22 protein-coding genes are annotated in these 24,250 nt (G+C 68.7%); 11 read left to right on the top strand and 11 right to left on the bottom strand.

Annotation, left to right across the window (positions count from 1 at the left end; genetic code table 11):
- Nucleotides 1–53 precede the first annotated feature (53 nt).
- The 4 genes from folC to ACPCUW_RS10690 form a co-directional block, all read right to left on the bottom strand.
- Entirely contained in the window at nucleotides 54–1,478 is a 1,425-nt protein-coding gene (gene folC, locus ACPCUW_RS10705; protein WP_411157384.1) for a bifunctional tetrahydrofolate synthase/dihydrofolate synthase, read from the bottom strand.
- Nucleotides 1,479–1,528: 50 nt separating this feature from the next.
- Nucleotides 1,529–4,231 carry a valine--tRNA ligase gene (locus ACPCUW_RS10700; RefSeq protein WP_423424557.1) on the bottom strand — a complete coding sequence of 901 codons (2,703 nt, stop codon included), beginning with the start codon at nucleotides 4,229–4,231 and terminating at the stop codon, nucleotides 1,529–1,531.
- Nucleotides 4,232–4,503: 272 nt separating this feature from the next.
- A complete protein-coding gene (locus ACPCUW_RS10695; protein WP_064907492.1) occupies nucleotides 4,504–5,475 on the bottom strand; it encodes a diacylglycerol kinase family protein in 972 nt (323 codons plus the stop codon).
- Complete coding sequence (locus ACPCUW_RS10690; protein ID WP_064927158.1) at nucleotides 5,472–7,049, bottom strand: FAD-binding oxidoreductase; 1,578 nt, start codon at nucleotides 7,047–7,049, stop codon at nucleotides 5,472–5,474. The genes ACPCUW_RS10695 and ACPCUW_RS10690 overlap by 4 nt, the downstream gene beginning before the upstream one ends.
- 117 nt (nucleotides 7,050–7,166) lie before the next feature.
- Here ACPCUW_RS10690 and ACPCUW_RS10685 point away from each other — a divergent pair, with 117 nt between their 5' ends.
- Both ACPCUW_RS10685 and ACPCUW_RS10680 read left to right on the top strand, forming a co-directional pair.
- The gene (locus tag ACPCUW_RS10685; RefSeq protein ID WP_227462926.1) at nucleotides 7,167–7,814 is read left to right on the top strand and encodes a TetR/AcrR family transcriptional regulator; all 648 of its coding nucleotides are present in this window, start codon (nucleotides 7,167–7,169) and stop codon (nucleotides 7,812–7,814) included.
- A 27-nt stretch (nucleotides 7,815–7,841) separates the two neighbouring features.
- On the top strand, nucleotides 7,842–9,422 hold the full coding sequence (locus ACPCUW_RS10680) for a glycerol-3-phosphate dehydrogenase/oxidase (protein WP_423424554.1): 1,581 nt from the start codon (nucleotides 7,842–7,844) through the stop codon (nucleotides 9,420–9,422).
- A 133-nt stretch (nucleotides 9,423–9,555) separates the two neighbouring features.
- Here the strand turns inward: ACPCUW_RS10680 and ACPCUW_RS10675 are convergent, their stop codons facing one another.
- Nucleotides 9,556–10,398 carry a patatin-like phospholipase family protein gene (locus ACPCUW_RS10675; protein ID WP_423424553.1) on the bottom strand — a complete coding sequence of 281 codons (843 nt, stop codon included), beginning with the start codon at nucleotides 10,396–10,398 and terminating at the stop codon, nucleotides 9,556–9,558.
- Nucleotides 10,399–10,497: 99 nt separating this feature from the next.
- Nucleotides 10,498–11,292 carry a VOC family protein gene (locus ACPCUW_RS10670; protein ID WP_423424551.1) on the bottom strand — a complete coding sequence of 265 codons (795 nt, stop codon included), beginning with the start codon at nucleotides 11,290–11,292 and terminating at the stop codon, nucleotides 10,498–10,500.
- 153 nt (nucleotides 11,293–11,445) lie between these two features.
- Here ACPCUW_RS10670 and ACPCUW_RS10665 point away from each other — a divergent pair, with 153 nt between their 5' ends.
- Together ACPCUW_RS10665 and ACPCUW_RS10660 are read left to right on the top strand one after the other, a co-directional pair.
- Nucleotides 11,446–13,689 (top strand): molybdopterin-dependent oxidoreductase, encoded by a 2,244-nt coding sequence (locus ACPCUW_RS10665; RefSeq protein ID WP_423424550.1) that lies wholly within the window; start codon nucleotides 11,446–11,448, stop codon nucleotides 13,687–13,689.
- Nucleotides 13,686–14,183: a winged helix-turn-helix transcriptional regulator gene (locus ACPCUW_RS10660; protein WP_423424548.1), complete on the top strand. Its 498-nt coding sequence runs from the start codon at nucleotides 13,686–13,688 to the stop codon at nucleotides 14,181–14,183. The genes ACPCUW_RS10665 and ACPCUW_RS10660 overlap by 4 nt, the downstream gene beginning before the upstream one ends.
- 19 nt (nucleotides 14,184–14,202) lie before the next feature.
- Here ACPCUW_RS10660 and ACPCUW_RS10655 read toward each other — a convergent pair whose 3' ends face one another.
- Nucleotides 14,203–14,640 carry a MarR family winged helix-turn-helix transcriptional regulator gene (locus ACPCUW_RS10655; protein ID WP_030512732.1) on the bottom strand — a complete coding sequence of 146 codons (438 nt, stop codon included), beginning with the start codon at nucleotides 14,638–14,640 and terminating at the stop codon, nucleotides 14,203–14,205.
- A 99-nt stretch (nucleotides 14,641–14,739) separates the two neighbouring features.
- Here ACPCUW_RS10655 and ACPCUW_RS10650 point away from each other — a divergent pair, with 99 nt between their 5' ends.
- Nucleotides 14,740–16,218, top strand: a complete 1,479-nt coding sequence (locus tag ACPCUW_RS10650) for an MFS transporter (RefSeq protein ID WP_423424546.1) — start codon at nucleotides 14,740–14,742, stop codon at nucleotides 16,216–16,218.
- A gap of 34 nt (nucleotides 16,219–16,252) precedes the next feature.
- Here ACPCUW_RS10650 and ACPCUW_RS10645 read toward each other — a convergent pair whose 3' ends face one another.
- Complete coding sequence (locus ACPCUW_RS10645; RefSeq protein ID WP_423424545.1) at nucleotides 16,253–16,609, bottom strand: hypothetical protein; 357 nt, start codon at nucleotides 16,607–16,609, stop codon at nucleotides 16,253–16,255.
- Between the two features lie 62 nt (nucleotides 16,610–16,671).
- Here ACPCUW_RS10645 and ACPCUW_RS10640 point away from each other — a divergent pair, with 62 nt between their 5' ends.
- Nucleotides 16,672–17,139, top strand: a complete 468-nt coding sequence (locus tag ACPCUW_RS10640; protein WP_063017709.1) for a MarR family winged helix-turn-helix transcriptional regulator — start codon at nucleotides 16,672–16,674, stop codon at nucleotides 17,137–17,139.
- 3 nt (nucleotides 17,140–17,142) lie between these two features.
- Here the strand turns inward: ACPCUW_RS10640 and ACPCUW_RS10635 are convergent, their stop codons facing one another.
- Nucleotides 17,143–17,592: a hypothetical protein gene (locus ACPCUW_RS10635; protein WP_155525730.1), complete on the bottom strand. Its 450-nt coding sequence runs from the start codon at nucleotides 17,590–17,592 to the stop codon at nucleotides 17,143–17,145.
- A 193-nt stretch (nucleotides 17,593–17,785) separates the two neighbouring features.
- On the opposite strand from ACPCUW_RS10635, the gene ACPCUW_RS10630 reads away from it, so the two are divergent.
- From ACPCUW_RS10630 to ACPCUW_RS10615, 4 genes are all read left to right on the top strand, one after another.
- Entirely contained in the window at nucleotides 17,786–20,089 is a 2,304-nt protein-coding gene (locus tag ACPCUW_RS10630; RefSeq protein WP_423424543.1) for an FdhF/YdeP family oxidoreductase, read from the top strand.
- Between the two features lie 37 nt (nucleotides 20,090–20,126).
- Nucleotides 20,127–20,963: a formate dehydrogenase accessory sulfurtransferase FdhD gene (fdhD, locus tag ACPCUW_RS10625; protein WP_063018955.1), complete on the top strand. Its 837-nt coding sequence runs from the start codon at nucleotides 20,127–20,129 to the stop codon at nucleotides 20,961–20,963.
- 79 nt (nucleotides 20,964–21,042) lie between these two features.
- On the top strand, nucleotides 21,043–21,417 hold the full coding sequence (locus tag ACPCUW_RS10620; RefSeq protein WP_030512726.1) for a nuclear transport factor 2 family protein: 375 nt from the start codon (nucleotides 21,043–21,045) through the stop codon (nucleotides 21,415–21,417).
- A gap of 102 nt (nucleotides 21,418–21,519) precedes the next feature.
- Nucleotides 21,520–22,053, top strand: coding sequence for a hypothetical protein (locus ACPCUW_RS10615; protein WP_064907499.1), 534 nt, complete (start codon nucleotides 21,520–21,522; stop codon nucleotides 22,051–22,053).
- 204 nt (nucleotides 22,054–22,257) lie between these two features.
- Here ACPCUW_RS10615 and ACPCUW_RS10610 read toward each other — a convergent pair whose 3' ends face one another.
- Both ACPCUW_RS10610 and ACPCUW_RS10605 read right to left on the bottom strand, forming a co-directional pair.
- Nucleotides 22,258–22,716 (bottom strand): MarR family winged helix-turn-helix transcriptional regulator, encoded by a 459-nt coding sequence (locus ACPCUW_RS10610; protein WP_063018949.1) that lies wholly within the window; start codon nucleotides 22,714–22,716, stop codon nucleotides 22,258–22,260.
- A gap of 109 nt (nucleotides 22,717–22,825) precedes the next feature.
- The gene (locus ACPCUW_RS10605; protein ID WP_423424540.1) at nucleotides 22,826–23,425 is read right to left on the bottom strand and encodes a TIGR03086 family metal-binding protein; all 600 of its coding nucleotides are present in this window, start codon (nucleotides 23,423–23,425) and stop codon (nucleotides 22,826–22,828) included.
- Nucleotides 23,426–23,587: 162 nt separating this feature from the next.
- Here ACPCUW_RS10605 and ACPCUW_RS10600 point away from each other — a divergent pair, with 162 nt between their 5' ends.
- A complete protein-coding gene (locus ACPCUW_RS10600; protein WP_423424538.1) occupies nucleotides 23,588–24,163 on the top strand; it encodes a carboxymuconolactone decarboxylase family protein in 576 nt (191 codons plus the stop codon).
- Nucleotides 24,164–24,250: the final 87 nt, after the last annotated feature.

Below are 24,250 nucleotides of genomic sequence, written 5' to 3'. Positions count from 1 at the left end.
GCGTTCCGCCGGGCCTGCGTGGTGACGCAAGCTGCCGCCTCCGGCCCACCGCTTCACGCGGGGTCCTTCCCGAACAGCGAGCGCGCCGCACCCGCGGTGACCACCGAGCCGGTGACCACGATGCCCGCGCCGGATACCGGTTCGCCGGCGTCGCCGGCTTCCTCGGCGATGGCGATCGCGGTTTCCACCGCATCGGCGAGGCTGTTCGCGGTGACGACTCGCTCATCACCGAAACGCTGGACGGCCAGGTCGGCGAGTTCGTCGACGCCGAGCGCCCGCGGTGAACCGTTGGTGGTGACAACGATCTCGTCCAGCACCGGCTCCAGCGCGGCGAGAATGCCGGCCGCATCCTTGTCCGAGAGCACCGCGACCACGCCCACCAACTTACGGAAGTCGAATTCCTCGGTGAGGGTCGCGGCCAGCGCCCGCGCACCGGCGGGATTGTGCGCGGCGTCGATGAAGATGGTCGGCGCGCTGCGCATCCGTTCCATCCGGCCCGGACTGGCCGCCGCCGCGAATCCGGCGCGCACCGCGTCGATGTCGAGTTGTTTCTGCGCGCCGGCGCCGAAGAACGCCTCGACCGCGGCGAGCGCCAGCGCCGCGTTGTGCGCCTGGTGTTCGCCGTGCAGCGGCAGGAAGATCTCGTCGTAGACGCCGCCGAGCCCCTGGATCTCCAGTACCTGACCGCCGATCGCGACGCGGCGCGACAGCACCCGGAACTCGGACCCGGCGCGGGCCACCGCGGCATCGGCCTCGACCGCGCGCCGCAGCAGCACCTCCATCGCCTCGGGATCCTGTTCGGCGATGATGGCCACGGTGTCGCGCGGAATCAGCAGATCCTGCGGCGACTTCTTGATGATCCCGGCCTTCTCACCGGCGATCGAGGCCAGATCCGGCCCCAGATAGTCGGTGTGGTCCAGGCCGATCGGCGTGATCACCGCGACCTGCCCGTCGATGACGTTGGTCGCGTCCCAGGTGCCGCCCATCCCGGTCTCGACGACCGCGACATCGACCGGCGCCTCGGCGAACGCCGCGTACGCCATCGCGACGAGGACCTCGAATTTGCTCATCCGCGGTCCCGGTCCGTCGCCGAGGGCTCCGTCGGTCGATCGCGCGTCGATCATCTCGACGTAGGGCAGCAGTTCCCGATAGATCTCGACGTAGCGGGCCGGGCTGATCGGCGCGTTGTCGATGGCGATTCGTTCGGTCGCCAGTTGCAGATGCGGGCTGGTGAACCGCCCGGTGCGCCGGTGCAGCGCGGTGAGCAGCGCGTCGACCATCCGGGTGACCGAGGTCTTGCCGTTGGTGCCCGCGATGTGGATGGCGGGATAGCTCTGCTGCGGGGAGCCGAGCAGGTCCATCAGGGTCGCGATCCGGGTCAGCGACGGCTCGATCTTGGTTTCACCCCAGCGCTGGTCGAGTTCGGCCTCGACCAGCGCCATTTCGGCGAGGTCCACCGGCGAGGGACCGGTGCGCAGCCGGTCCGCACCGCCGGCGAGCGGTTCGCGGTCGAATCCTTCGCCGCCGCTCACTTCTTCGCCGCCGGCTCCGTGATCTGCGCCAGCCGCGCCCCGATCCGGTCCACCTCGGATTCGGCGACCTCGCGACGGGTGCGGATCTTGGCGACCACCTCGTCGGGCGCCTTGGCCAGGAAGGCCTCGTTGCCGAGTTTGGCGCTGGTGGCGGCGAGGTCCTTCTGCGCGGCCGCGAGATCCTTCTCCAGCCGGCGGCGTTCGGCGTCGAGGTCAACCGAACCGGAGGTGTCCAGTTCGACGGTGACGGTGGCGCCGGACAGGCGCACCTCCACCGCGGCGGTCGCGGAGAAGTCGGCGTCCGGAGCGGTGAGCCGGGCCAGGCTGGCGATCTCCGCGTGCAGCCCGGTCAGGTCGGCGGTATCGATGCCGATCAGTTTCGCGGCGACCTTCTGCTTGTCGGTCAGGCCCTGATCGCTGCGGAACCGGCGGATCTCGGTGACCAGCTTCTGCAGATCCGCGATGCGCTGCGCCGCAACGGTATCGGTGGCGACACCCGAGGACTGCGGCCACGCGGCGATCACCAGCGAGTCGTCCTCGCCGGCCTCGGTGAGGGCCTGCCACAGCGTTTCGGTGACGAACGGGATGGCCGGGTGCAGCAGGCGCAGCACCGAATCCAGCACGTTGCCGAGAACGACGCGCGTGCTCGCGGCCCGTTCCTCCGACTCGGCGAACTGCACCTTGGCCAATTCCAGGTACCAGTCACACAGTTCGTCCCAGGCGAAGTGGTACAGCGCCTCACAGGCCTTGCCGAATTCGTAGCGGTCGAAGGCCGCGTCCACCTCGACGCGCACCTCGTCCAGCCGGTCGAGGATCCAGCGGTCGGTGTCGGTGAGGGTGGCGCGTTCGGGCAGTTCGCCCGGCGCGGCCCCGTTCATGAGCGCGAACTTGCTGGCGTTGAACAGCTTCGTGATGAAGTTGCGCGAGGCCTGCACGTGCGGCGGACCGACCGACAGGTCGCTACCCGGCTGGGCGCCCCGGGCCAGGGTGAAACGTGTTGCGTCCGCGCCGAATTCGTCGATCCACAGCAGCGGGTCGACACCGATGCCCTTGGACTTGGAGTATTTGCGGCCGAATTCGTCGCGGATGAGGCCGTGCAGGAAGACGTCGTCGAACGGAACCTGCTGCCGTCCGGGATCCTTACCGGCGGCGATGACCGGATCGTCGGAGACGAACATGCCGAACATCATCATCCGAGCCACCCAGAAGAACAGGATGTCGTAGCCGGTGACCAGCACGCTGGTGGGATAGAACTTCGCCAGTTCCGGGGTGGCGTCCGGCCAGCCCATCGTGGAGAAGGGCCACAGGCCGGAGGAGAACCAGGTGTCGAGAACATCCGGGTCCTGCACCCAGCCCTCGGGCGCCTGCTCGTCGGGGCCGACACACGCGATCTCGCCCTCGGGGCCGTACCAGATCGGGATGCGGTGGCCCCACCACAGCTGCCGTGAGATGCACCAGTCGTGCATGTTGTCGACCCACTCGAACCAGCGCGGTTCCTGGCTCGCCGGGTAGATCTTCACCGCGCCGTTGCGCACGGCGTCACCGGCGGCCTTGGCCAGCGATTCGACCTTCACCCACCACTGCATCGACAGGCGCGGTTCGATCGGTTCGCCGGAGCGCTCGGAGTGTCCGACGCTGTGCACGTACGGACGCTTCTCGGCGACGATGCGCCCTTCGTCGGCCAGCCGCTCGCGAATCTTGACGCGCGCCTCGAACCGGTCCATCCCGTCGAATTCGGTTCCGGTGTCGGCGATCTTGCCGGTCTTGTCCATGATGGTCGGCATCGGCAGGTTGTGCCGCAGGCCGATCTCGAAGTCGTTGGGGTCGTGCGCGGGGGTGATCTTCACTGCGCCGGAGCCGAATTCGGGGTCGACGTAGTCGTCGGCGACGATCGGGATCTGGCGACCGGTGATCGGGTGGTAGACGGTGGTGCCGATCAGCGCCCGGTATCGCTCGTCGTCCGGATGCACCGCGACCGCGGTATCGCCGAGCATGGTCTCCACCCGGGTGGTGGCCACGATGACGTGCGGTTCGTCGTCGTTCAGCGAGCCGTAGCGCAGCGAGACGAGCTCACCCTCGACGTCCTCGTATTTCACCTCGACGTCGGAGATGGCGGTCTCGAGCGAGGGCGACCAGTTCACCAAGCGCTCGGCGCGGTAGATCAGCCCGGCGTCGTAGAGTCGCTTGAAGATGGTCTGCACTGCGCGGGACAGGCCGTCGTCCATGGTGAAGCGGTCGCGGCTCCAGTCGATGCCGTCGCCGAGGCGGCGCATCTGGCCCTGGATGGCGCCGCCGGATTCGCGCTTCCAATCCCAGACCTTGTCGACGAACAGTTCGCGGCCGAAGTCTTCCTTGGTCTTGCCGTCGACGGCGAGCTGCTTCTCGACCACGGTCTGGGTGGCGATACCGGCGTGGTCCATACCGGGCAGCCACAGCACCTCATAGCCCTGCATCCGCTTGCGGCGGGTGAGCAGGTCCATCAGGGTGTGGTCGAAGGCGTGGCCCATGTGCAGGTTGCCGGTGACGTTCGGCGGCGGCAGCACGATCGAATAGGGCGGCTTGTCGCTCGCCGGGTCGGCGGTGAAGTAACCGGCCGCTACCCAGCGCTCGTACAGGTCGGCCTCTACATCGCTGGGGTTCCAGCTCTTGGGGAGGGCGTCGGCACGATTTCGCGAGTTATCAGGGGCTGCGCTGGTCACCGTGCGATTCTACGGAGTTGAGCAGGAGCACTCGACAGGGCCCTGCACACGGCACCGGAGAAAGATGTAGGGCGGGGGTTTCGGCGGATGAGGGACACCGAAAACCCCGCCCACGTCTTCGAGACTACCGCCCGGATCGGCGCAATACACCAATCCATATGCAATTCTCAGCTTTTGCCCGAATCCGTTGTGCAGGTGCAGGTTTGCCACTCAGCATGCTCGCAGATTCGCCGCCGGGATGCGGAGGCCGCGCCCCGCCTGCGCGCGGCGGGTCACGGCACGAGTATCGCCAGCGCTCCGGGTTCGGCGCGGAAGGTAGCCGGTAGCAGTCCCGCCGGGTCGCCGTCGGCGGTCGCCGGTACCGCGGCGGTGAGGGTGATGGTCCGGGCCCGATAGTGCCCGACCGCCGGATGATCGACGCGCTTGCCGGCGGCCAGCGCCGGGAGCAGACGGACCATCTGCAGCCGCGACATGGCGCCGACCACGGTCAGGTCGAGCAGGCCGTCGTCGACGATCGCGTCGGGGCAGATGAGCATGCCCCCGCCGTAGGTCCGGGTGTTGCCGACCGCCACCATCACGGCCTCGGTCTCGAAGACGCGATCACCGGCCGAACCCGGCTCGCCGGACAGTTCGATACGGTAGGGCACCCCGAGTTGCCCGAGCAGTTCCGGCACGGCGGCGAAGGAGTACCGCAGCGAGCCCTTCGGCCGGCGCATGCTGTTGGCGCGCAAGGTCACTCGCGCGTCGAAGCCGGTGCCGGCGACGGTGGCGAATCGCATGGGCCGATGCGCGATCGCGGGTTCGATGCCGGCCGCCCACCCCTGAGCGTGCTCGGGGTCGGGCCGGGATTCGATCGCGCCGAGGTCGATGGTGCGCACGGAACCGCCGAGCACGATATCGGCCGCGGCGCGCGGATCGTCGTCGGGCACGCCCAGCTCCCGGGCCAGGTCGTTTCCGGTCCCACCGGGCAGCAGCCCCAGCGGCACCCCGGTCGAGGCGATGGCCTGCAGCGTGACGCAGACCAGTCCGTCACCGCCCGCGCAGACGACTGCGTCGGGACACTCGGGGCCCCGCACCGAATCCCGGATCAGGCGAACGGTTTCCGCGGCGTCGGCACCGCGGATCTCGCGTACCCGCACACCGCGTTCGGCGAAGCGGGCGGCGGCCGCGGCGGCCGCGGCCAGTCCCCGGCCGTGGCCGGAGTGCGGGTTGGTCACCAGCGCGACCGATCGGATGGCGGTCATGGAATCAGCTTGCCCGGGTTGAGGATTCCCGCCGGGTCGACGGCGTCCTTGACCGCGCGCAGGATGCGCGCGCCCAGGTCGCCGATCTCGGCCGACATCCACGGCCGGTGGTCGGCGCCGACGGCGTGGTGGTGGGTGATGGTGCCACCGTTTCCGGCGATGGCGTCACCGACGGCGCGTTTGGCCAGCGCCCACTGCGCCAGCGGATCATCGGCCTGTTTGGCGACGACGGTGAAATACAGCGAGGCGCCGGTCGGGTAGGTATGCGAGATATGGCACATCACCATCGCGGGAGTGCCCTGTGCTCCGAGCGATTCGGTGAGTGCGGCGGTGACCGCTGCCTTGAGCCGCTCGACATTCGACCAGCTGGTCGCCGTCTCGAGCGTTTCGCACAGCACGCCGATGTCGAGCAGCGCATCGCGCAGATACGGCGCGGCGAAACGGCCGTGTTCCCATTCCCGCGCCGGCTGTTCACCGAGTGCGGTGCCGCCGGCCGCGGCGAGCAGTGCCGAGGCCTCGGCACTCCGCGCGGCCACATGGGCCGCGGTGCCCTCGAACGTGGTGACGGCCAGGCAGCCACCGACCGACGCCCCGCCGATATCACCGGAACGGGCCAGATTGAGCCCGGTCTCGGCCTCGTCGGACAGGCGCAGCACGGTCGGCGCCGCGCCGTTCTGTACCACGGTGCGCAGCGCGGCGGCGCCGGTGACGAAGTCCGGGAACGACCACGCCTGATAGGCGGTGGTCTCCGGAATCGGATGCACCCGCAGCGTCACCTCGGTAATGACACCGAGCGTGCCCTCGGATCCGGCGAACAACTCGCGCAGATCGGGTCCGGCGGCCGAGGCGGGCGCACGACCGAGATCGACTGTGCCCGTGGGTGTTGCGACCTTCAGGCGCATGATCATGTCGTCGAAGCGGCCGTAGCCGGCCGAGGCCTGGCCCGAGGATCGGGTGGCCGCGAAGCCGCCGATGCTCGCGTATTCGAAGCTCTGCGGGAAATGCCCGAGCGACAGGCCGTGGCCGGCGAGCAGCTTCTCCGCCTGCGGTCCGGTCAGCCCGGCACCCAGGGTCGCGGTACCGCTCACCGGGTCGACGTCGGACAGTCCGTCGAGGCGCCGCAGATCCAGCGCGATCACGGTGGCGAAGCGACCCCGCGCGGGTTCCACCCCGCCCACCACACTGGTGCCGCCGCCGAAGGGGACGACCGCGACGGCCTGCTCGGCGCAGTAGGCCAGAACGGCCAGCACCTGGTCGTGGTCGGCGGGAAAGACGACGGCGTCGGGTGCGTCCTGCGGCGCTTCGGCGCGGCGGCGCAGCAGGTCGGGGGTGCTCTTGCCGCCCGCGTGCAACAACCGGTCGCGGTGGTCGGTCGACACTCGATCCGCACCGACCACCGCCGACAGCCCCGCTCGATGCGCGGCCGTCAAGCCGGATTCCCGCAGCGGCACGTCGCCCTCATCACGACGGGCCACCGGGTCCCCGGACACTCCGAACACCTGCGCCACCAGGGTCCGGATCCGGTCCGGAAGCGGCGCATGCGCCGAGGCGATGCCCCAGGCATCCCAGACCATACTCGGGCGATCGGACGACTCGCCCGGCGTCGAGTTTTCCGGTTGTACTGCCGATGTGTCCTGTCGCGTGTCGACCATGCGTTACAGTCTGACATAGACTGTCAAGCAGTAACGAACATGAACGTAGTTGACGAATACGGATCGATTGGTGAGTTGTTGATGGAGCCCAACGAATCCCCCGGCCCCGACAGCGAAGTGCCGGCCATCGACCTGGCGATCCTGGAGGCGGGACGCGCCTGTGTCGAGGAGTTCGGTGTACGCCGGACCACGCTGAGTGAAGTCGCCCGGCGCGCCGGCGTCAGTCGACCCACGGTGTACCGGCGCTGGCCCGACACCCGGTCGCTGATCGCCGAGCTGCTGGTCCGAGAGCTCAGCGAGATCGTGGCGGCGAGCATTCCCACCGAAGGTCCGGCCCGCGCGCGCCTGGTGGAGGGCATCGTCTCGGGCGCGGCCGAGATTCGCTCGAACCCGTTGTTCGCCAAGATCTTCCGCATCGACACCGACCTGATGCTGACCTACGTGTTCGGCCGGCTCGGCCGCAACCAGCGGCAATTGATCCAGGTGTTCTCGACCGCTGTGCGCGAGGGACAACGCGACGGTTCCATCCGCGCCGGCGATCCCGACCACCTGGCCACCATGCTGCTGCTGATCGGCCAGTCCACCGTGCAGTCGGCGAGCACGGTCAGCCATCTGCTCGACGACGCCGGGCTCGATGTCGAGCTCGCCCGCGTCGTCGACCGGTACCTGCGTCCCGATACCGACTAGTCCCGAAAACAGAGAGCGAGACAGCGCATGCTCGACGAGAGCGCATCGACGGCGGGCCACGGGCTCGGCGACACCGCGGGAGATTCGGCACTCAACGCCGCCCGCCGCGGCCGTGAACTGCAGGCGCTCGGCGATGCGGACCGCATCGACGTCCTGGTCGTCGGCGGCGGTGTCACCGGTGCGGGGGTGGCGTTGGACGCGGCCGCTCGCGGCTTGCGAACCGTCCTGGTGGAGGCCCACGATCTGGCCTTCGGGACCAGCCGATGGAGTTCGAAACTCGTCCACGGCGGATTGCGCTATCTCGCCTCCGGCGGGGTCGGAATCGCCCACGAGAGCGCGGTGGAACGCGACATCCTGCTCACCACCACCGCACCTCACCTGACTCGTTCGATTCCGCAGCTGGTTCCGTCGTTCTCCGGCGGTTCCCTGCCGCAGCGACTGCTGGTCCGCGCGGGCTTCCTGGCCGGAGATGTGCTGCGGCGCAGCGCCGGAACCTCGCCGAGGATATTGCCGCGATCGCGCCGGGTCGCCGCGGCCGAAGCGCTGCGGCTGGCGCCGACACTGCGCCGCGCCGGGTTGCGCGGCGGGATGACGGCCTGGGACGGCCAGCTCGTCGACGACGCGCGACTGGTGGTGACGATCGCGCGCACCGCCGCGGCGCACGGCGCGACCGTGCTCACCCGGGTACGCGCCGAGCAGGTGACCGGTGAGTCCGCGGTCCTGCACGATTTGCTGACCGGTGAAACCCTGTCCGTACGAGCACATTCGGTGATCAACGCGGCCGGGGTGTGGGCCGACCAGGTCGATCCGAGCATCGAGTTGCGGCCCAGCCGCGGCACCCACCTGGTCTTCGACGCCGCGGCCTTCGGCGGGCTCACCGCCTCACTGACCGTGCCGATTCCGGGCAGCACCAGCCGTTTCGTCTTCGCCTTCCCGGCCGCGCACGGCCGCGTCTATCTGGGCCTGACCGACGAGGATGCACCCGGCCCGGTTCCGGACGAACCGAAGCCCACCGACTCCGAGGTCGATTTCCTGCTCGACACGGTGAACACCGTGTTGCGGGAACCGTTGCGGCGCAGCGATATCCGCGGGTCGTTCGCCGGCCTGCGGCCACTGCTGCGCACCGCCGAGGATTCCACCGCCGACATCTCGCGGGAGCACGCGGTCCTGCACTCCCCCGGCGGCCCGATCACCATCGTCGGCGGCAAGCTGACCACCTACCGGCAGATGGCCGAGGATGCGGTCGATGCCGCCGTAGCCGCCGCCGGCCTGTCCGCCGCCCCCTGCCGGACCAAGCGAATTCCGTTGGTAGGAGCGGTGTCCGGACGCTCACGCGACCGGATCGCGGCACCCGGGGTGCTGGTCGAACGATACGGAGACCAGGCCACCCAGGTGCTCGCCGCACTGCGGGACAATCCGGGCCTCGCCGAACCGGTCGCACCCGGTATCGACGTCCTGCGCGCCGAATTCGCTTATGCGACAACTCATGAGTGCGCGCTGGACGAGAGCGACCTGCTGGATCGACGCACCCGGATCGGCCTCGTCGACAGTGACCGAGCCGCAGCCCTCCCGGCCGCACAGGAGGCACTCGCCGCCAGCCGGGCCTGAACCGACCGCAGCCCGTCGTGACATCGTACCGGGACGGCTGCGCGCCGATCCCGAGGCGGATCACATACCGAGCCGCTCACCGCGGAATCGGTTCGCGACGTCGGCGCTGCGGGTCAAGACCCCGAAACGCCGCCTAGCCCCACAGTTCGGCGATCCGCGCTGCCGCCGACTTTCCCTGCACCCGACCGGCATGCGCCGACGGCACGCGGGAGGCGGTGTCGAGCGGATTCGCCCCGAAGGCGGCGATCGCGGCCTCGTCGGGGACGATCGATTCCACCCGCGCGCCCCGTTCGATGAGTCCCGCGATCTCACCGTCCAGCGCCGGATCGGGCAGCGGCGCAATGATCAGCACCCGGTCGAATCCGGCCGCCAGATCGGCATTGACACTGGTCCGCACGCCACCATCGGTATAGCGCACGCCGTCGACGGTGTGCGGCGGCCAGACCAGCGGCACCGCCGAACTGGCTGTCACCGCGTCGACCAGCGCGACCCCGGAGTCGCGATCGAACACGCGCGGTTCACCCGTGCCGGCGTCGACGGCGGTGATCAGCAGCCGCTGCCGGGGCCATTCGTGCACCGGCAGCCGCGATTCGATCACCGCGCGCCGGGCGGATTCCGGCACGGTATCGGTCGCCAGGGCGAGGTTGCCGAGTCGCCGCCGCGCCACGGCCATATCGCCGCCGCTCTCGGTGATGATCTGGTTGATCGTCTCCCACACCCCCTCGAGCGGATTGCCCTCCGGCACGATCTCGGCGCTCTGCAGCGCCGGGTCGATCTGGCGGCGGAACAGCTCCTCCGGCGTCAGCCCGCTGGTCAGCTGTGCCGCCACATTGGCGCCCGCCGACGTGCCGATGTACACATCGGCGGCGGTGAGATCGATGCCCGCATCGGCCAACCCGGCAATCACGCCGTTCGCCCAGGCGATACCCGCCACCCCACCGCCGCCGATCACCAGCGCCCGTTCGTCCGACATCATCGCTCCCACATCTCGTACCGCGTTCCCGACCGCTCGGGACAACCTCGACGGTAGCGAGGACCATTCCCCCGGCGCGATTACCGGACGGGTAATGAAATGTCAGGACGCGTTACCACCCACGCTGAACGCGACACCGCTCGGATCGCGCAGCGCGGCCAACCGTCCGTACGGCGTGTTCTCGGGCTCGGATTCGACCGAACCCCCCAGGCTCACCGCCTGCTTCACCGTCGCATCGACGTCCTCGGCGCCGATGTAGACGCGCCACCCGCCGGGAGATCCCGCGGGCAGATGCGCCGCCGAGTCCATCACGCCACCGAGCATCGGCGTCGCGGAATGAATTGTCGTGTAACGGAACTCGGGTGAATCACCGACGGTGAAGGGATCGCGCCAGCCGAACACCTCGCGGTAGAACGTCAACGCCTCGGCATAGGCCGGTGTGTGCAGTTCGAACCACGACGGGTACCCGACGTGCCCGCTCCAGTTGCCGCCACCGGCGACGCCGAAGGAACCGAAACCGCGGTGGACGCCGGGCTGCCACGCACCGACACCCGCACCGGACGGATCGGCGAGGACGGCCATACTGCCCACGTCGCCGATGGCCATCGGCTCCACCACGACCCGGCCGCCGTGCTCGGCGGCGGAGGCAGCGGTGGCATGGACATCGACGCTGGTCAGATACACGGTCCACTGATCGGGCGCACCGTCGGTGCCGTCGTTGCGCATCCCGCCGGCGACGGCATTGCCGTCCTTGCGGAAGGTGATGTACCCGCCGTACTGCTCATCGCTCTCGGCGGTCCAGCCGAACAGCTCGCCGTAGAAATCGACGGCTCGATCGGTGTCGGCGGTGAACAACTCGATCCAGCACGGATCTCCGGGTTCGAAGGTGTAGGACATGATCGCTCCTCTGGATGGGATTGCGTTCTCTCACCGGTACGACGGCGCCGGACGGACAAACTCATCGGCCCCGGTCCAAGCCTGGCACGATCCAGCGGCAGTCGGCCCGATTTGTGGGTAGCGTTTGTGAACTAACTCTTCTACGCTGCTCTCATGACCGACTGGCATCCGACGGCATGCATCCTGTGCGAGTGCAATTGCGGCATCCAGGTGCTGCTGGGCGCCGACGGCCGCAGCTTCGACAAGATTCGCGGCGACAAGCTGCATCCTTCCTCGGCGGGCTACACCTGCAACAAGGCTCTGCAACTGGATCGGTACCAGAACGGGCGCACCGGCCGCCTCACCGCGCCGCTGCGCCGCAACGCCGACGGATCGTTCACCGAAATCGATTGGGACACCGCTATTTCGGAGATCTCCGCGCGTCTGCGCGAGATCGGCGCCGAATACGGCGGCGAATCGATCTTCTACTACGGTGGCGGCGGCCAGGGCAATCATCTCGGCGGCGCCTACGCTCCGGCCACCATGGCCGCCTACGGCATGCGTTATCGATCCAGCGCGCTGGCCCAGGAGAAGACCGGCGACTTCTGGGTCGGCGCTCGGATGACCGGCCATCCGGTCCGCTCGGACGTCGAACATGCCGAGGTGGCGCTGTTCATCGGTAAGAATCCCTATCAGTCCCACGGTTTCCCGCGCGCCCGCTCGGTACTGAAGGAGATCGCGCGCGATCCACAGCGCTCGATCATCGTGCTCGACCCGGTCCGCACCGAGACCGCCGAACTGGCCGATTTCCATCTGCAACTGCGCCCCGGCACCGACATCTATCTGCTGGCGGCGATGGCGGCGATCCTGATCCGTGACGACCTGGTCGACCATGACTGGCTGGCCGCGCGCACCGAAGGTTTCGACGAGGTGGCGGCGGTGCTGCGCACGGTGCCGATCGAGGAGTACTGCGCCCTGGCCGATGTCGAGATCGGCCTGGTCACCGCGGCGACTCACCGCCTGGCAGCGGCGGACTCGGTCGCCGCGCTCGAGGACCTCGGCGTCCAGATGAACCGCCATTCGACACTGGTCAGCTACGTCGAGAAACTGCTCTGGCTGCTCACCGGAAACCTCGGCAAGCCCGGGACGCAGTACGCCTTCTCCGGAATGGCGGCGATCGGGCACGATCGCGGCCATCCCGCCGACGCCGGGCCGCGCAGCCCGGTCGTGGGCGCGCGCATCATCAGCGGACTGGTGCCGTGCAACGTGATCACCGAGGAGATTCTGACCGACCATCCGGCCCGCTATCGGGCGATGATCGTCGAGAGCGCCAATCCCGTTCACTCACTGGCGGATTCGGCCCGGATGCGCGACGCACTCGCGGCGCTGGAACTGGTGGTCGTCATCGACGTGGCGATGACCGAAACCGCTCGCGCCGCCGACTACGTCCTGCCCGCGCCGACCCAGTTCGAGAAGTACGAGGCGACCTTCTTCAACTTCGAATTCCCTCGCAACATCTTCCACCTCAGGCATCCGGTGCTTGCGGCTCCGCCCGGCGTCCTCGCCGAACCCGAGATTCACGCCCGGCTCGTCGAGGCCGCCGCGGCGCTGACCGAGGACGATTACCGGCCGCTGCGCGCGGCGCTCGACCAGGGCCGCGAGGCCTTCGCCATGGCATTTCTCGCCGTCCTCGCCGATCCGGCGAAGGCGAAGCTGGCTCCGATCCTGCTCTACCGCACCCTCGGCCCGACACTGCCCGACGGCGCCGCTGCCGCCGCGGTGTTGTGGGGCGCCGCCTACACCTGCGCCCGGAAGAACCCGGCCGGCGTGGAGCGAGCCGGCTACGGCACCGGCCTCGCTGCCGGGGAGCGGCTGTTCGAGGCGATCCTCACCGGCGAACACGGCGTCGTCATCACCGACGACGAGGTCGACGAGACCTGGAACCGGGTGCGCGGCGGCAAAGTCCGGCTCGCCGTTCCGGAACTGCTGTCGGCATTGGCCGCACTCCCCGCACCGGACGAGGACCACGATTGGCCGTTCGTCCTGGCCGCCGGGGAGCGGCGCGCCTTCACCGCCAACACCATCATGCGCGATCCGGCCTGGCGCAAACGCGATCCCGCAGGCGCGCTGCGCATCAGCACCGCCGATGCCCTCCGGCTGGGCCTGACCTCCGGCGACGAGGTGCGGCTCACCACCCGCAACGGCAGTGCGCAGGTGACCGTCGAGCCGACCGACCGCATGCGCAGCGGACATCTGGCGCTGCCCAACGGCCTGGGCCTGTCCGTCGTCGAGGCGGACGAGGTCCTCACCAGCGGGGCCGCCCCCAACGAGTTGACAGCTTTCGACGATCGCGACGAATGGGTCGGCACCCCGTGGCACAAGTACGTGCCCGCCCGGATCGATACGGTGGGTACATGAAGCGCACCACCTTCGCCACCTGGCCCTGTTCGGTCGCCCGCACGGTCGATCTGATCGGTGACTGGTGGACGCCGCTGGTGTTGCGCGAAGCGTTCTACGGCACAACGCGTTTCGACGATTTCGAACGCACGCTGGGCCTGAGTCGCAATGTCCTCACCCAGCGCCTGACGCGGCTGGTCGGGGAGGGGATGCTGGAGAAGGTCCCCTATCAGGATCGTCCGGTCCGCTACGAATACCACCTCACCGACAAGGGACGCGATTTCTTCCCGGTGCTCACGGCCATGATGCGCTGGGGTGACCGCTGGCTCGCCCCGGAAGCCGGACCGCCGGTGGTCGTCCACCACGACACCTGCGGGCACGACACCCACGCCGAAGTGGTGTGCGCACAGTGCGGAGAACCGCTGCGGCACGCCGAAGTATCGGCTCGGCTGGGTCCGGGCTTTCCGCCGCAGCACCGCGAAAGCGCGCTGCGCAGCGGACGATTCGCCTCCTGAGAGCAGTGCCGCCGCGGCGCTAATCCGCGTTCTCGAGTTTCGGAACCAGACGTTCCAGCAACTCCCGCAGCACCTCTTCGTCCTCCGGCGCCAATTCGGCCAGCGCCTTGTACGCGCGCACCTGTGAGCCGCGGATCTGCGCGGCCAGCTCACGGCCGGCATCGGTGGACACCAGGTATTTGACGCGCCGATCGGCGGGATTCACCGTGCGCTGGACCAGACCGCGCGATTCCATGCGATCGGCGACACCGGTCAGATTCGACGGGTCGCACGCCATCCGGTCGGCCAGTACCCGCATGGGTAGCTCGGCGGGCGGTTCGTTGAGCGCCAGCAGCAGTTTGGCCTGCGTCAGCGTGAGTCCGTGCCCCTCGGCCGCGGTCAGGAAATCCTGCAGGTAGGCCGAGACGAAGCGCGCGATCAGCAATGCCAGCGGGCTCTGCGCTGTGTCCGGTGACATAGCTCCGATGCTACCCAAACGATTGACAACGGCTATCGTCGACTCCTTAAATACTTGAGGTCTTCAAACATATAGGTCTTCAATTTTCTGGAGGTGGCTGTGGAGCGCAGAGGTTCGCTGCTGACCGGCGTATTGGCCTTCGCGGCGATGATCGTCACGGTCATGCAGACTCAGGCCGTGCCGATTCTGGGCCTGATCGCGACGAAGTTGCAGGTCTCGACCACATCGGTGAGCTGGGTGACCACCGCGACCCTGCTGTCGGCCGCGGTCTTCACACCACTGCTGGGCCGCATCGGCGACCTCTACGGCAAGAAGCCCACCCTGCTGGGCGTGCTCGCGGTGGCCACGGCCGGTTCCGCGGTCTCGGCACTGGCGAATTCTCTGAGCGTGCTGCTGGTCGGCCGGGTGCTGCAGGGCGTCGCGACGGCGATCTTCCCGCTGGCCCTGGCCGTCCTCCGGGAGGAGATTCCGGCTCGGCGCCTGCATCACGCGATGGCGATCGTCAGCGGCACACTCGGTTTCGGCGGCGGCCTCGGCCTGGTGTCGACCGGTCTGCTGACCAAGGGGGCCGACCCGGACTACCACATCGTGTTCTGGTTCACCGCGGTGCTGTCGGTAGGGGCGCTGGCCGCGGCCGCGGTGGCGGTGCCGGCCACGGGTAAGCGGCATCCGGGCAGTGTCGACCTGCCCGGCGCGGTCACGCTCGGCGGCTTCCTGGTCCTGCTGCTGTTGCCCATTTCCCAAGGGCACGAATGGGGTTGGACCTCCGCGAGTACGATCGCCTGCTTCGCCGGCGCGGTCGCGACGGCGGTGGCCTGGGTGGCGACCGAGCGTCGTGTGCGTACCCCGCTGGTCGATCTGCGGATGTTCACCCACCGGCCGGTGCTGTTCACCAATCTGTCCGGCATGTTCATCGGCTTCGCGATGTTCATGCAGTTCATGGGCGTGTCATATCTGGCCCAGATGCCGTCACGGGTGGCCGGCTACGGATTCGGCGCCTCGATCCTGCGCGCCTCGGTCGAATATCTGCTGCCCGCGACACTCTCGTCGATGCTGGCCGCACCGGCCGGCGGAATCCTGGTCGGCCGGCTGGGCGGCCGTCGCGTGCTGGCCCTGTCGGGCGTGATCGGTGCGGCCGGATTCGGCGGGCTGGCACTGGCACACGACGCGACCGGTTCGGTGATCGCCGCGAGCGTGGTGATCGGCGTCGCGATCAGCTTCGCGTACGCGGCGATGCCCGCACTGATCGCGGCGAGCGTCCCGCACCACCAGAGCGGAATCGCCAACGGCATCAATTCGATCTCCCGCACTGTCGGCAGTTCACTGGCCAGCGCCATCATCACCACCCTGCTGACGGCGAAACTGCTGCCGCATCTGCCGCTGCCGCAGGAGAGTCAGTTCACCGTCGCGTTCTGGGTCGGCGCCGCCGCGTGTGCGGCGACCGTGCTGGCCGCCCTGTTCGGCTTGCGACCGGAAGGCCGCGAGGCCGGGGCCGACGAGGTCGAACTCGGCGCGAACGAAACCGCCGGTGGCACAGCATCGTTCGAGCGGCACGAGCTTCCCAGCAGGGTCGGTTGAGATCACCGAGCGCATCCCCCGGCGGTATGGCCGTTCACCGCGCGAACAGCCATACCGCCGTGGCCAGGTGTACCGCCGCCAATCCGACGCAGGTGATCGCCATCGGCGTATTCCGTTGGCGCACACCGATGATCGCGTCGCCCACCTGGGCCAGACCCGCGATCACCAGCACGGGCAGCGTGGCCGCCTCGCCTCCCGCGACCAGCACGGCCACGGTCACCACACTCAGCGGCAGGGCCCGCGCGGCATAGGCGCCGAGAAAGAACATCGCCGCCGAGGTCAGCTCCTCCCCCTCCGCCAGGGCCAGACGCGGTCGCGCCAGGCCGATCAGGCACGACACACCGGAAATCACGGCCACCAGCGAATTGGCGACCACAGCCAACACCAACATAATCATTCTCCCCACAAATCATTCACACCCTGAATCGTTCAGGCAAAGATATACTCGTGGGCGTGACGCACGTCAAGACCGCGGTTCCCGCGACGATCGCCTTCCGCCTCGGCACGCTGGGCGCGATCGTGACCGATCGGTTCGCCGTGGCGATCGAGGAATTGGATCTCAAGCCGAAACACGTCGGCGTGCTGGTCGCTCTCGATCACGGCGTCGCCGCCTCACAACAGGATCTCGCGACCCGGCTGGGAGTCGCTCCCAGCCTGGTCGTCGCCCTGGCCGACCATCTCGAACGACTCGGCGCGGTCCGTCGCGATCGCGATCCGGACGACCGCCGGCGCCAGATCCTCACCCTCACCGACCACGGGCGCGCATTGCTCGCCGCGACCGAGGAGCGGGCGCGGCGGCTCGACCGCGAATTCACCGGGTCCTTGACGGCCGCACAGCGCACCGCACTGCAGTCGGCCCTGGCCGTCCTCGCCGCCGACGCGGGGCTACCGGGCGCGGGCGGAGTTCATTCGCCGGGGTGAGCCCTAACCGCCGGCGACCAGGCAGGCATACCCGAGGTGGATGCCGGTGCCGACCGGAAGAACGAGCGTCGCCGCCGGCATCTGCGCCGGCTGGCCGGCCTGCACCGCACTGAGCGTGTGCTGCCCCGGAACCGCCGGAACCCACGTGATGAGCGCATACGCGCCGCCGGGCGGCGCCACGCCGATGGGAGCTCCGTTGTCGTAGAAGGTGACCGGCGCGACCGGATCGGTGACATTCGCCTGCAGCGTGTAACTGCATCCGCTGCCGTAATTGGTGGCGATGCCGAAGTTCATGTCGGGGGTGGCGCCGAGTCTGGTCACCGCCGCGCTCGCCGTCTGCGGGATCGCCACTGCGAACACCGCCGCGGCGCCGAGGATGCCGCCGGCCGCTACGGTGGCGGCCCGACGGCGCACCCGCTGCCGCGGCGGCCCGCTGATCGTCGTCTCGTGCATGATGCCGTCCTCGTCGTAGGCGCCGCAGCGCGAACCGAGACCGTCTGTCGTGCGCGAACATCCCCGACGGCGCCGCACGGTCTGTCGGCACGATACCCCGTAGGCTCGGCCGCGCGGCCCGGTTCGCGGTGTCGATGTCGAGCGATCGGCGGGCCGCAGACGGCGCCCGCACGCGCAGGAGGACGATGGGGCTATGCACCGCACACCGCCGACTCGCGATATCGATGAAGCCAAGCTGGCGGTGACCCCGCCGAAAGAGCAGGCCGCCGGCGTCACGGCCGTCGCGGTCGCCCTCGACCGGGCCGTCGAGGAGATGGGCATCGTTCGCACGGCTCGCACCCTCACCCGGGTCAATCAGCGCCACGGCTTCGACTGCCCCGGCTGCGCATGGCCCGAACCCACCGGCCACCGCCGCCCGGCCGAATTCTGCGAGAACGGGGCCAAGGCCGTCGCCGAGGAGGCGACCCTGCGCACGGTCACGCCGGAGTTCTTCGCCACTCACTCGCTGGACGATCTCGCGGGCAAGACCGGGTACTGGCTGGGGCAGCAGGGACGCCTGACCCATCCGATGGTGTTGCGGCCCGGCGACACCCACTACTCCCCCATCGCGTGGGAGCAGGCCTATCGGCTGATCGCGGACACCCTGCGCGGCCTGGCCTCCCCGGACGAGGCCGTGTTCTACACCTCCGGGCGCACCGCCAACGAGACGGCCTTTCTCTATCAGCTGCTGGTGCGCAGCTTCGGCACGAACAATCTGCCCGACTGTTCGAACATGTGTCACGAATCCTCCGGCGCGGCGCTCACCCGGTCGATCGGCATCGGCAAGGGGTCGGTGTCGATCGACGATTTCGCCGCCGCGGATCTGATCATCGTGGCAGGACAGAATCCCGGCACCAACCATCCGCGCATGCTGTCGGCGCTGAGCACCGCGAAAGCGCACGGCGCCACGGTGATCGCGGTGAATCCGCTGCCGGAGACCGGACTGATCGGCTTCCGGGATCCGCAGACGGTGAAGGGTTTCACCTCCGGCGTCACCATCGCCGACGATTTCCTGCAGATCCGCCTCGGCGGCGATATGGCCCTGTTCCAGGGCCTGGCGAAACTGCTGGTCGACGCGGAGGATCGCGCACCCGGCACGGTGGTGGACCGGGTCTTCGTCGACGCGCACACCGCCGGATTCGCCGAATACGAAAAGCATATGCGCGCAGTCGATCTCGACGAGGTCGTCGAGGCGACGGGTCTGACCCGCGAACAGCTCGACCGCACGGCCGGGCTGCTGGCCCGCTCGAAGTCCACCATCATCTGCTGGGCGATGGGTCTGACACAGCAGCGCCACGGTGTCGCCACCATCGAGGAGGCGACGAATCTGCTGTTGCTGCGCGGCATGATCGGCAAACCGGGCGCGGGCGTCTGCCCGGTACGCGGGCATTCCAACGTGCAGGGCGACCGGACCATGGGCATCTGGGAGAAGATGCCCGAGAGCTTCCTCGACGCGTTGGATTCCGAATTCGGTATCACCGCCCCGCGCGAACACGGCTGGGACACGGTCGATTCCATCCGCGCCATGCGCGACGGGCGCGCCCGGGTGTTCATCGGCATGGGCGGCAACTTCGTCTCGGCGACGCCGGATACCGAGGTCACCGAGGCGGCTCTGCGCGCGTGCGAGCTGACCGTGCAGATTTCGACCAAACTCAACCGCAGCCACGTCGTGCACGGCCGTACCGCCCTGATTCTCCCGACCCTCGGCCGCACCGATCTCGATCTGCAGGACGGGACCAGACAGCAGGTGTCGGTGGAGGATTCGATGTCGATGGTGCATCTGTCCACGGGCCGGCTGCAGCCGGTGAGCGACGATCTGCGCAGCGAGGTCGCGATCGTCTGCGAGCTGGCCGCCGAGTTGTTCGGCCCCGATCACCCCGTGCCGTGGGAGCGGTTCCGGCGCGACTACGACCACATTCGCGACGCTATCGCCCGGGTGGTGCCCGGCTGTGCCGACTACAACCGGAAGGTGCGCGGCCGCAACGGTTTCCAGCTGCCACATCCGCCCCGCGACAACCGCGAGTTCCGCACCGCCTCCGGCAAGGCCAACTTCGCGGTCAACGACCTGCACTGGCCGCGGATCCCGCAGGGGCGGCTGTTGTTGCAGACGCTGCGCAGCCACGACCAGTACAACACCACGATCTACGGCCTCGACGACCGCTATCGGGGCATTCACAACGCCCGCCGCGTCGTGCTGGTGCATCCGGACGATATCGCCGAATTCGGTTTCGCCGACGGCGATCTCGTGGATCTGATCTCCGAATTCAGCGACGGCGTCGAGCGCCGGGTCACCGGTTTCCGGATCGTCGGCTACGCCACGCCGCGCGGCAACGCCGCGGCCTATTACCCCGAAACCAACCCGCTGGTCCCGCTCGACCACGTCGCCGAGCGCTCCAACACCCCGGTGTCCAAGGCGGTCGTGATCCGGCTGGAGCCGCACCGCCACATCACCGCGTGACCGCACGGCGGCACCGACCAGAACTGCGAGGCAGCTTGTGAGCAGAGTAACCGCGCGCAGACCCACCCGGCGCATCACACCCGCCGGCATCGTCTCCCGGCCCGATACGCTGGCCGTGGAGGAGCCGCTGGAACTGCGCGTCGACGGGACGGCGCTGACCGTCACCATGCGCACCCCCGGCCACGACATCGACCTGCTGCACGGATTCCTGTTCAGCGAGAACATCATCGAGTCGGCCGACGACATCGTATCGGCGAGGTACTGCGCGGGCACCGACGACGACGGCCGCAACACCTACAACGTGCTCGATATCCAATTGCGCCGCGCGGTCACCGTCCGGCCCCGCGGATTCGTGACCAACAGTTCGTGCGGGTTGTGCGGCACCACCGCGCTCGATCAGGTGCGCACGCGCAGCCGCTTCCGGCCGCCGGCCGACGCGCCGCGCGTCGATCCGACGCTGCTGGCCACCCTTCCCGGTGAGTTACGTTCGCGTCAGGCGGTTTTCGATGCCACCGGCGGACTGCACGCGGCCGGGCTGTTCACCCCCGACGGCACCGCACTGGTCGTACGCGAGGACATCGGCCGGCACAACGCGGTGGACAAGGTGGTCGGCTGGGCGCTGCGCGAAGGGCGCGTACCGGCTCACGACACACTGCTGATCGTCAGCGGCCGGGCCTCGTTCGAGCTCGTCCAGAAGGCCGTCATGGCGGGCATTCCGGTCCTCGGCGCGGTCTCGGCGCCCAGTTCGCTGGCCGTCGACCTGGCCGCCGACAACGGGCTCACGCTGGCCGGCTTCCTGCGCGGCGACACGATGAACATCTACAGCGGGGTCGACCGGCTCGAGACCGCGCCCGCGGCGGCCACCGGCACCTGAGCCGCGAACCGGCGACCGGATCGACGCAACCCTGCTACCCTGCCAACTAGAACACGTTTCAATTTTCTTGGGAGTTCACATGGCAGCGCAGCAGATCCGCGAAACGGCCGAACGCTACGTGCAGTTGGTGGCCACCGGTCCGACCTCGGAGATCCTGTCGCTCTACGCGCCCGACGCCGTCGTCGAGGATCCGATCGGCAGCGACCCGCGCCACGGTCACGAGGCCATCGGCCAGCTCTATCAGGCGCTGGAGTCGATGGAGCGCAAGACCGAGCTGCACGCCGCCCGGATCGTGGGCAATCACGCCGCCGTCTCGTTCACCCTCGTCGGCGAGGCCGGCGGCCACCGGATGACGCTCTCCGCGATCGACGCCATGGAATTCGACGAGCAGGGCCGGATCACGAGCATGCGGGCCTACTGGGGCCCCGACGACCTGATCAGCGAGCAGATCTGAGTCCCGCGACCGCATCGCTGTCACGGTAGGCGTTCCACCTCTTGTTCATCCGTTTTGCCCGGCTTACCGTAAGGCGACAACCGGCGGACGGGAGGGCGCGCGATGCGGATTTCGGTACACGGCACGGGTGAGGGGGTCCGGGTGCGCATGCGCCTGGACGTCAATCGCCGCCGCTGGTTGATCACCAGAATCTCGTTGTGGCTGTTGGCGATCAACGGCGTCGTGGTCGGACTCTGGGCGCTACTGCTGCCGGAACCGTGGTTTCGCAGTTTCCCCGGCTTCGGGCTGAACTGGGTGGGCATGGACGGCCCCTACAATCACCATCTGGCCACCGACGTCGGGGCATTCTTCCTCGGCTTCGGCGCGGTCAGCCTGGCGGCGCTGTACTACCGCGACAGTGTGGTGGCCCGGGTCGCCGGGATCGGCTGGCTGGTCTTCGGAATTCCCCACCTCATCTACCACGCCGCGCACAAGCCGGAACAGATGAGCGGCGGCAATTTCGCCCTCAGCCTGATCGCCGCCGTGCTGCTGCCGGCACTGGCCGCCGCCGTCGTCGTGGCGGCACCCCGGGAGCGCGCGCAACTGCGCGATCCGGCGCCGATGAATATCCGGTTCCCGCGCCGTCGTAGTAGGTGAAGCTACCGCCCAGCCGCCGCCGGGAAAGGCCCTCCGAACAGCAGTAACGGGCTCGCTCCCGTCGGCGATGAGCAAGCATCGGAGAAAAGGTTCAACGGCGAACCACGGAAGGTCAACGGCGATCTTCGGCAACGGGCGCGACGGGGCAACCGGTCGTCACCGCCTCCGACCAGCTCCACGCGCTACCGCCACAACTCGATACTTCTACTGCGAATCCGCGCCGGCATCGACGATGTCGGCGCGGGGAACCACCGCAAGCACCATCAGGGCGTTGAGGAATCCAGCCCGGTCCGCCGCGTCCAGGCGGTCGAGCAGCGCTTCTTCCTTGGCCTGGATATCTGCCTGTGCCGCCTGCACCAGGGCCTGCCCCGCCTCGGTCACGGCCAGCAGGCGGGCCCGCCGGTCGGCCGGATCGGGATAGCGCTCGATCAGCCCGCGTTCCTGCAGATCGTCGAGGACGGCGATGATGCGGGTCTTGTCGGCGCCGATCTCCTCCGCGAGCACGCCCTGCCCTCGCGCCGGCCCCCGGCCCAGCGCCAGCAGCACCGAATACGCCCACATCGTCAGCCCGTGCGATTCGAGTACCGGCCGCTCGGCCGCCATCAGGGCACGTCCGAGCGGCACGATCATCGCCGCCAGATCGGGTCGCTGCGCATCCGCCATGCCGAACAAGATACGTGCTCGCCGGTCCGCTTCCGCCGCGGTCCGGCCGACTTCGCCGGCGCCGCCGGGAGCTCGGGCGCCGGGATACGCAATTCCATTGGGCGAACGCCTATTTCGCGCCTACCGGCCACGACGGCGATCGGCCCAGCAGGCCGAGGATCCGAGCGAGCGGATCGGAGGGGTCGGTATTCGGCACCGCGGGCGCGAACGCCGAACCCGGCTGCAAGCGAAAGTCTCCGTCGGGCACCGCCTCGGCGATCCGCAGCGCGGGCTCCGCCAGTTCCGGATCCAGCTCGTAGGGCAGACCGATCGCCCGGGCCACATCCCACCCGTGTACGACGTAGTCGATGAGATGGAAGCCGATGGCCTGATCGCCCGCAGCGGCGAACCCGGGCCCGAATTCCGGAAGTGCGAAATCCCTTTCCAGCACACCGGTTTCGGAGAAGGCCGCCGTCACATCGGCCGCCGCCTCGCGATACACCGCCACCGGATCCGCCGGCGGATCCAGCTGCCAGACGGCCGGATCGCCACCGTGGCCGCGCGCGGCGGCCGCGAAGCCGCGGTGCTGCGCGGCCATATGGGTGAGCAGTTGGGTCAGATCCCATTCGCCACAGGGTGTGGGCCGGTGCAGATCGCCACGGGCCACCTTCGACACGATCGTCACGCTGTAGTCGACCGCCTTGCGATCGAGTTCGGAAATACTAGTCATGAACTTATCGTATGCTGGCGCAGATCATATGTCTACGCTTATGACTTTCTGGCTCACCGCGACTACGCTCGGAATTGATGAGACCGGCATCACATTTCTGCCCCGTCACATCGACGGACGGCGTCTCGTCCAAGGGGTGAACCGTCTTCCGAAGGGAGAATCATGAGTGCCACCCGCATCCCCCCGGTGCCGCCGCAGCAGGCGGGCCCGCTGACCCGGTTCATGTACCGCGTCGGCAAGCGCAGGTTCGGCGAGGTGCCCGAGCCGATGGCCGTGCTCGCCAATCATCCGAAAATGCTCACGGCGTACGCGGCCCACGAGTCTTTGGTCGGCCGCGCCACCTCCGTCGTCCCCGACGATGTTCTCGAGATCGCGGTCTACCGGGTGGCCTGGATGATCGGCTGTTCCTGGTGCGTCGATTTCGGCACGATGCTCATGCGGCTGAGCCACCTCGATATCGACAAACTGAAGCAGATCGCGGACTACCAGACCTCGGCGGCCTACAGCGCGGACGAGCGCGCCGCGATCGCCTACGCCGACGCCATGACCGCCACTCCCACCACGGTCACCGATGAGCAGATCGAGGACCTGCGGGCCCGCTTCGGCGACGCGGGCGTGGTGGAGTTGAGTTACCAGATCGCGCTGGAGAATTCCCGCGCCCGAACATATTCCGCGCTCGGCATCACCGCGCAGGGCTTCAGCACCGATTCCTGTCGAGTGCCCTGGGCGCAGGACTGAGCGAGAAGCGATTCCGGATCGCGGGCACGAAAAAGGGGCGGGAGGTTCAGACCTCCCGCCCCTTTCGCAGCTTTCGGAAATGCTCCG

It is taken from the genome of Nocardia sp. AB354 (assembly GCF_049538315.1).
Classification (GTDB): Bacteria; Actinomycetota; Actinomycetes; order Mycobacteriales; family Mycobacteriaceae; genus Nocardia; species Nocardia nova.
Note: the sequence above shows the minus strand (reverse complement) of the source record. Positions and strands in the feature narration are given on the sequence as shown.

Bases quoted from the DNA above. Each gene is read 5' to 3' on its own strand.
- ACPCUW_RS10675 (WP_423424553.1), bottom strand. From the start codon at position 10,398: ATGATGTCGGACGAACGGGCGCTGGTGATCGGCGGCGGTGGGGTGGCG.
- ACPCUW_RS10690 (WP_064927158.1), bottom strand. From the start codon at position 7,049: ATGGTCTGGGATGCCTGGGGCATCGCCTCGGCGCATGCGCCGCTTCCG.
- ACPCUW_RS10680 (WP_423424554.1), top strand. From the start codon at position 7,842: ATGCTCGACGAGAGCGCATCGACGGCGGGCCACGGGCTCGGCGACACC.
- ACPCUW_RS10660 (WP_423424548.1), top strand. From the start codon at position 13,686: ATGAAGCGCACCACCTTCGCCACCTGGCCCTGTTCGGTCGCCCGCACG.
- ACPCUW_RS10610 (WP_063018949.1), bottom strand. From the start codon at position 22,716: ATGGCGGATGCGCAGCGACCCGATCTGGCGGCGATGATCGTGCCGCTC.
- ACPCUW_RS10630 (WP_423424543.1), top strand. From the start codon at position 17,786: ATGCACCGCACACCGCCGACTCGCGATATCGATGAAGCCAAGCTGGCG.
- ACPCUW_RS10685 (WP_227462926.1), top strand. From the start codon at position 7,167: ATGAACGTAGTTGACGAATACGGATCGATTGGTGAGTTGTTGATGGAG.
- ACPCUW_RS10615 (WP_064907499.1), top strand. From the start codon at position 21,520: ATGCGGATTTCGGTACACGGCACGGGTGAGGGGGTCCGGGTGCGCATG.
- ACPCUW_RS10665 (WP_423424550.1), top strand. From the start codon at position 11,446: ATGACCGACTGGCATCCGACGGCATGCATCCTGTGCGAGTGCAATTGC.
- ACPCUW_RS10605 (WP_423424540.1), bottom strand. From the start codon at position 23,425: ATGACTAGTATTTCCGAACTCGATCGCAAGGCGGTCGACTACAGCGTG.
- ACPCUW_RS10600 (WP_423424538.1), top strand. From the start codon at position 23,588: ATGAGTGCCACCCGCATCCCCCCGGTGCCGCCGCAGCAGGCGGGCCCG.
- ACPCUW_RS10695 (WP_064907492.1), bottom strand. From the start codon at position 5,475: ATGACCGCCATCCGATCGGTCGCGCTGGTGACCAACCCGCACTCCGGC.
- ACPCUW_RS10645 (WP_423424545.1), bottom strand. From the start codon at position 16,609: ATGTTGGTGTTGGCTGTGGTCGCCAATTCGCTGGTGGCCGTGATTTCC.
- ACPCUW_RS10635 (WP_155525730.1), bottom strand. From the start codon at position 17,592: ATGCACGAGACGACGATCAGCGGGCCGCCGCGGCAGCGGGTGCGCCGT.
- ACPCUW_RS10670 (WP_423424551.1), bottom strand. From the start codon at position 11,292: ATGTCCTACACCTTCGAACCCGGAGATCCGTGCTGGATCGAGTTGTTC.
- ACPCUW_RS10620 (WP_030512726.1), top strand. From the start codon at position 21,043: ATGGCAGCGCAGCAGATCCGCGAAACGGCCGAACGCTACGTGCAGTTG.
- ACPCUW_RS10655 (WP_030512732.1), bottom strand. From the start codon at position 14,640: ATGTCACCGGACACAGCGCAGAGCCCGCTGGCATTGCTGATCGCGCGC.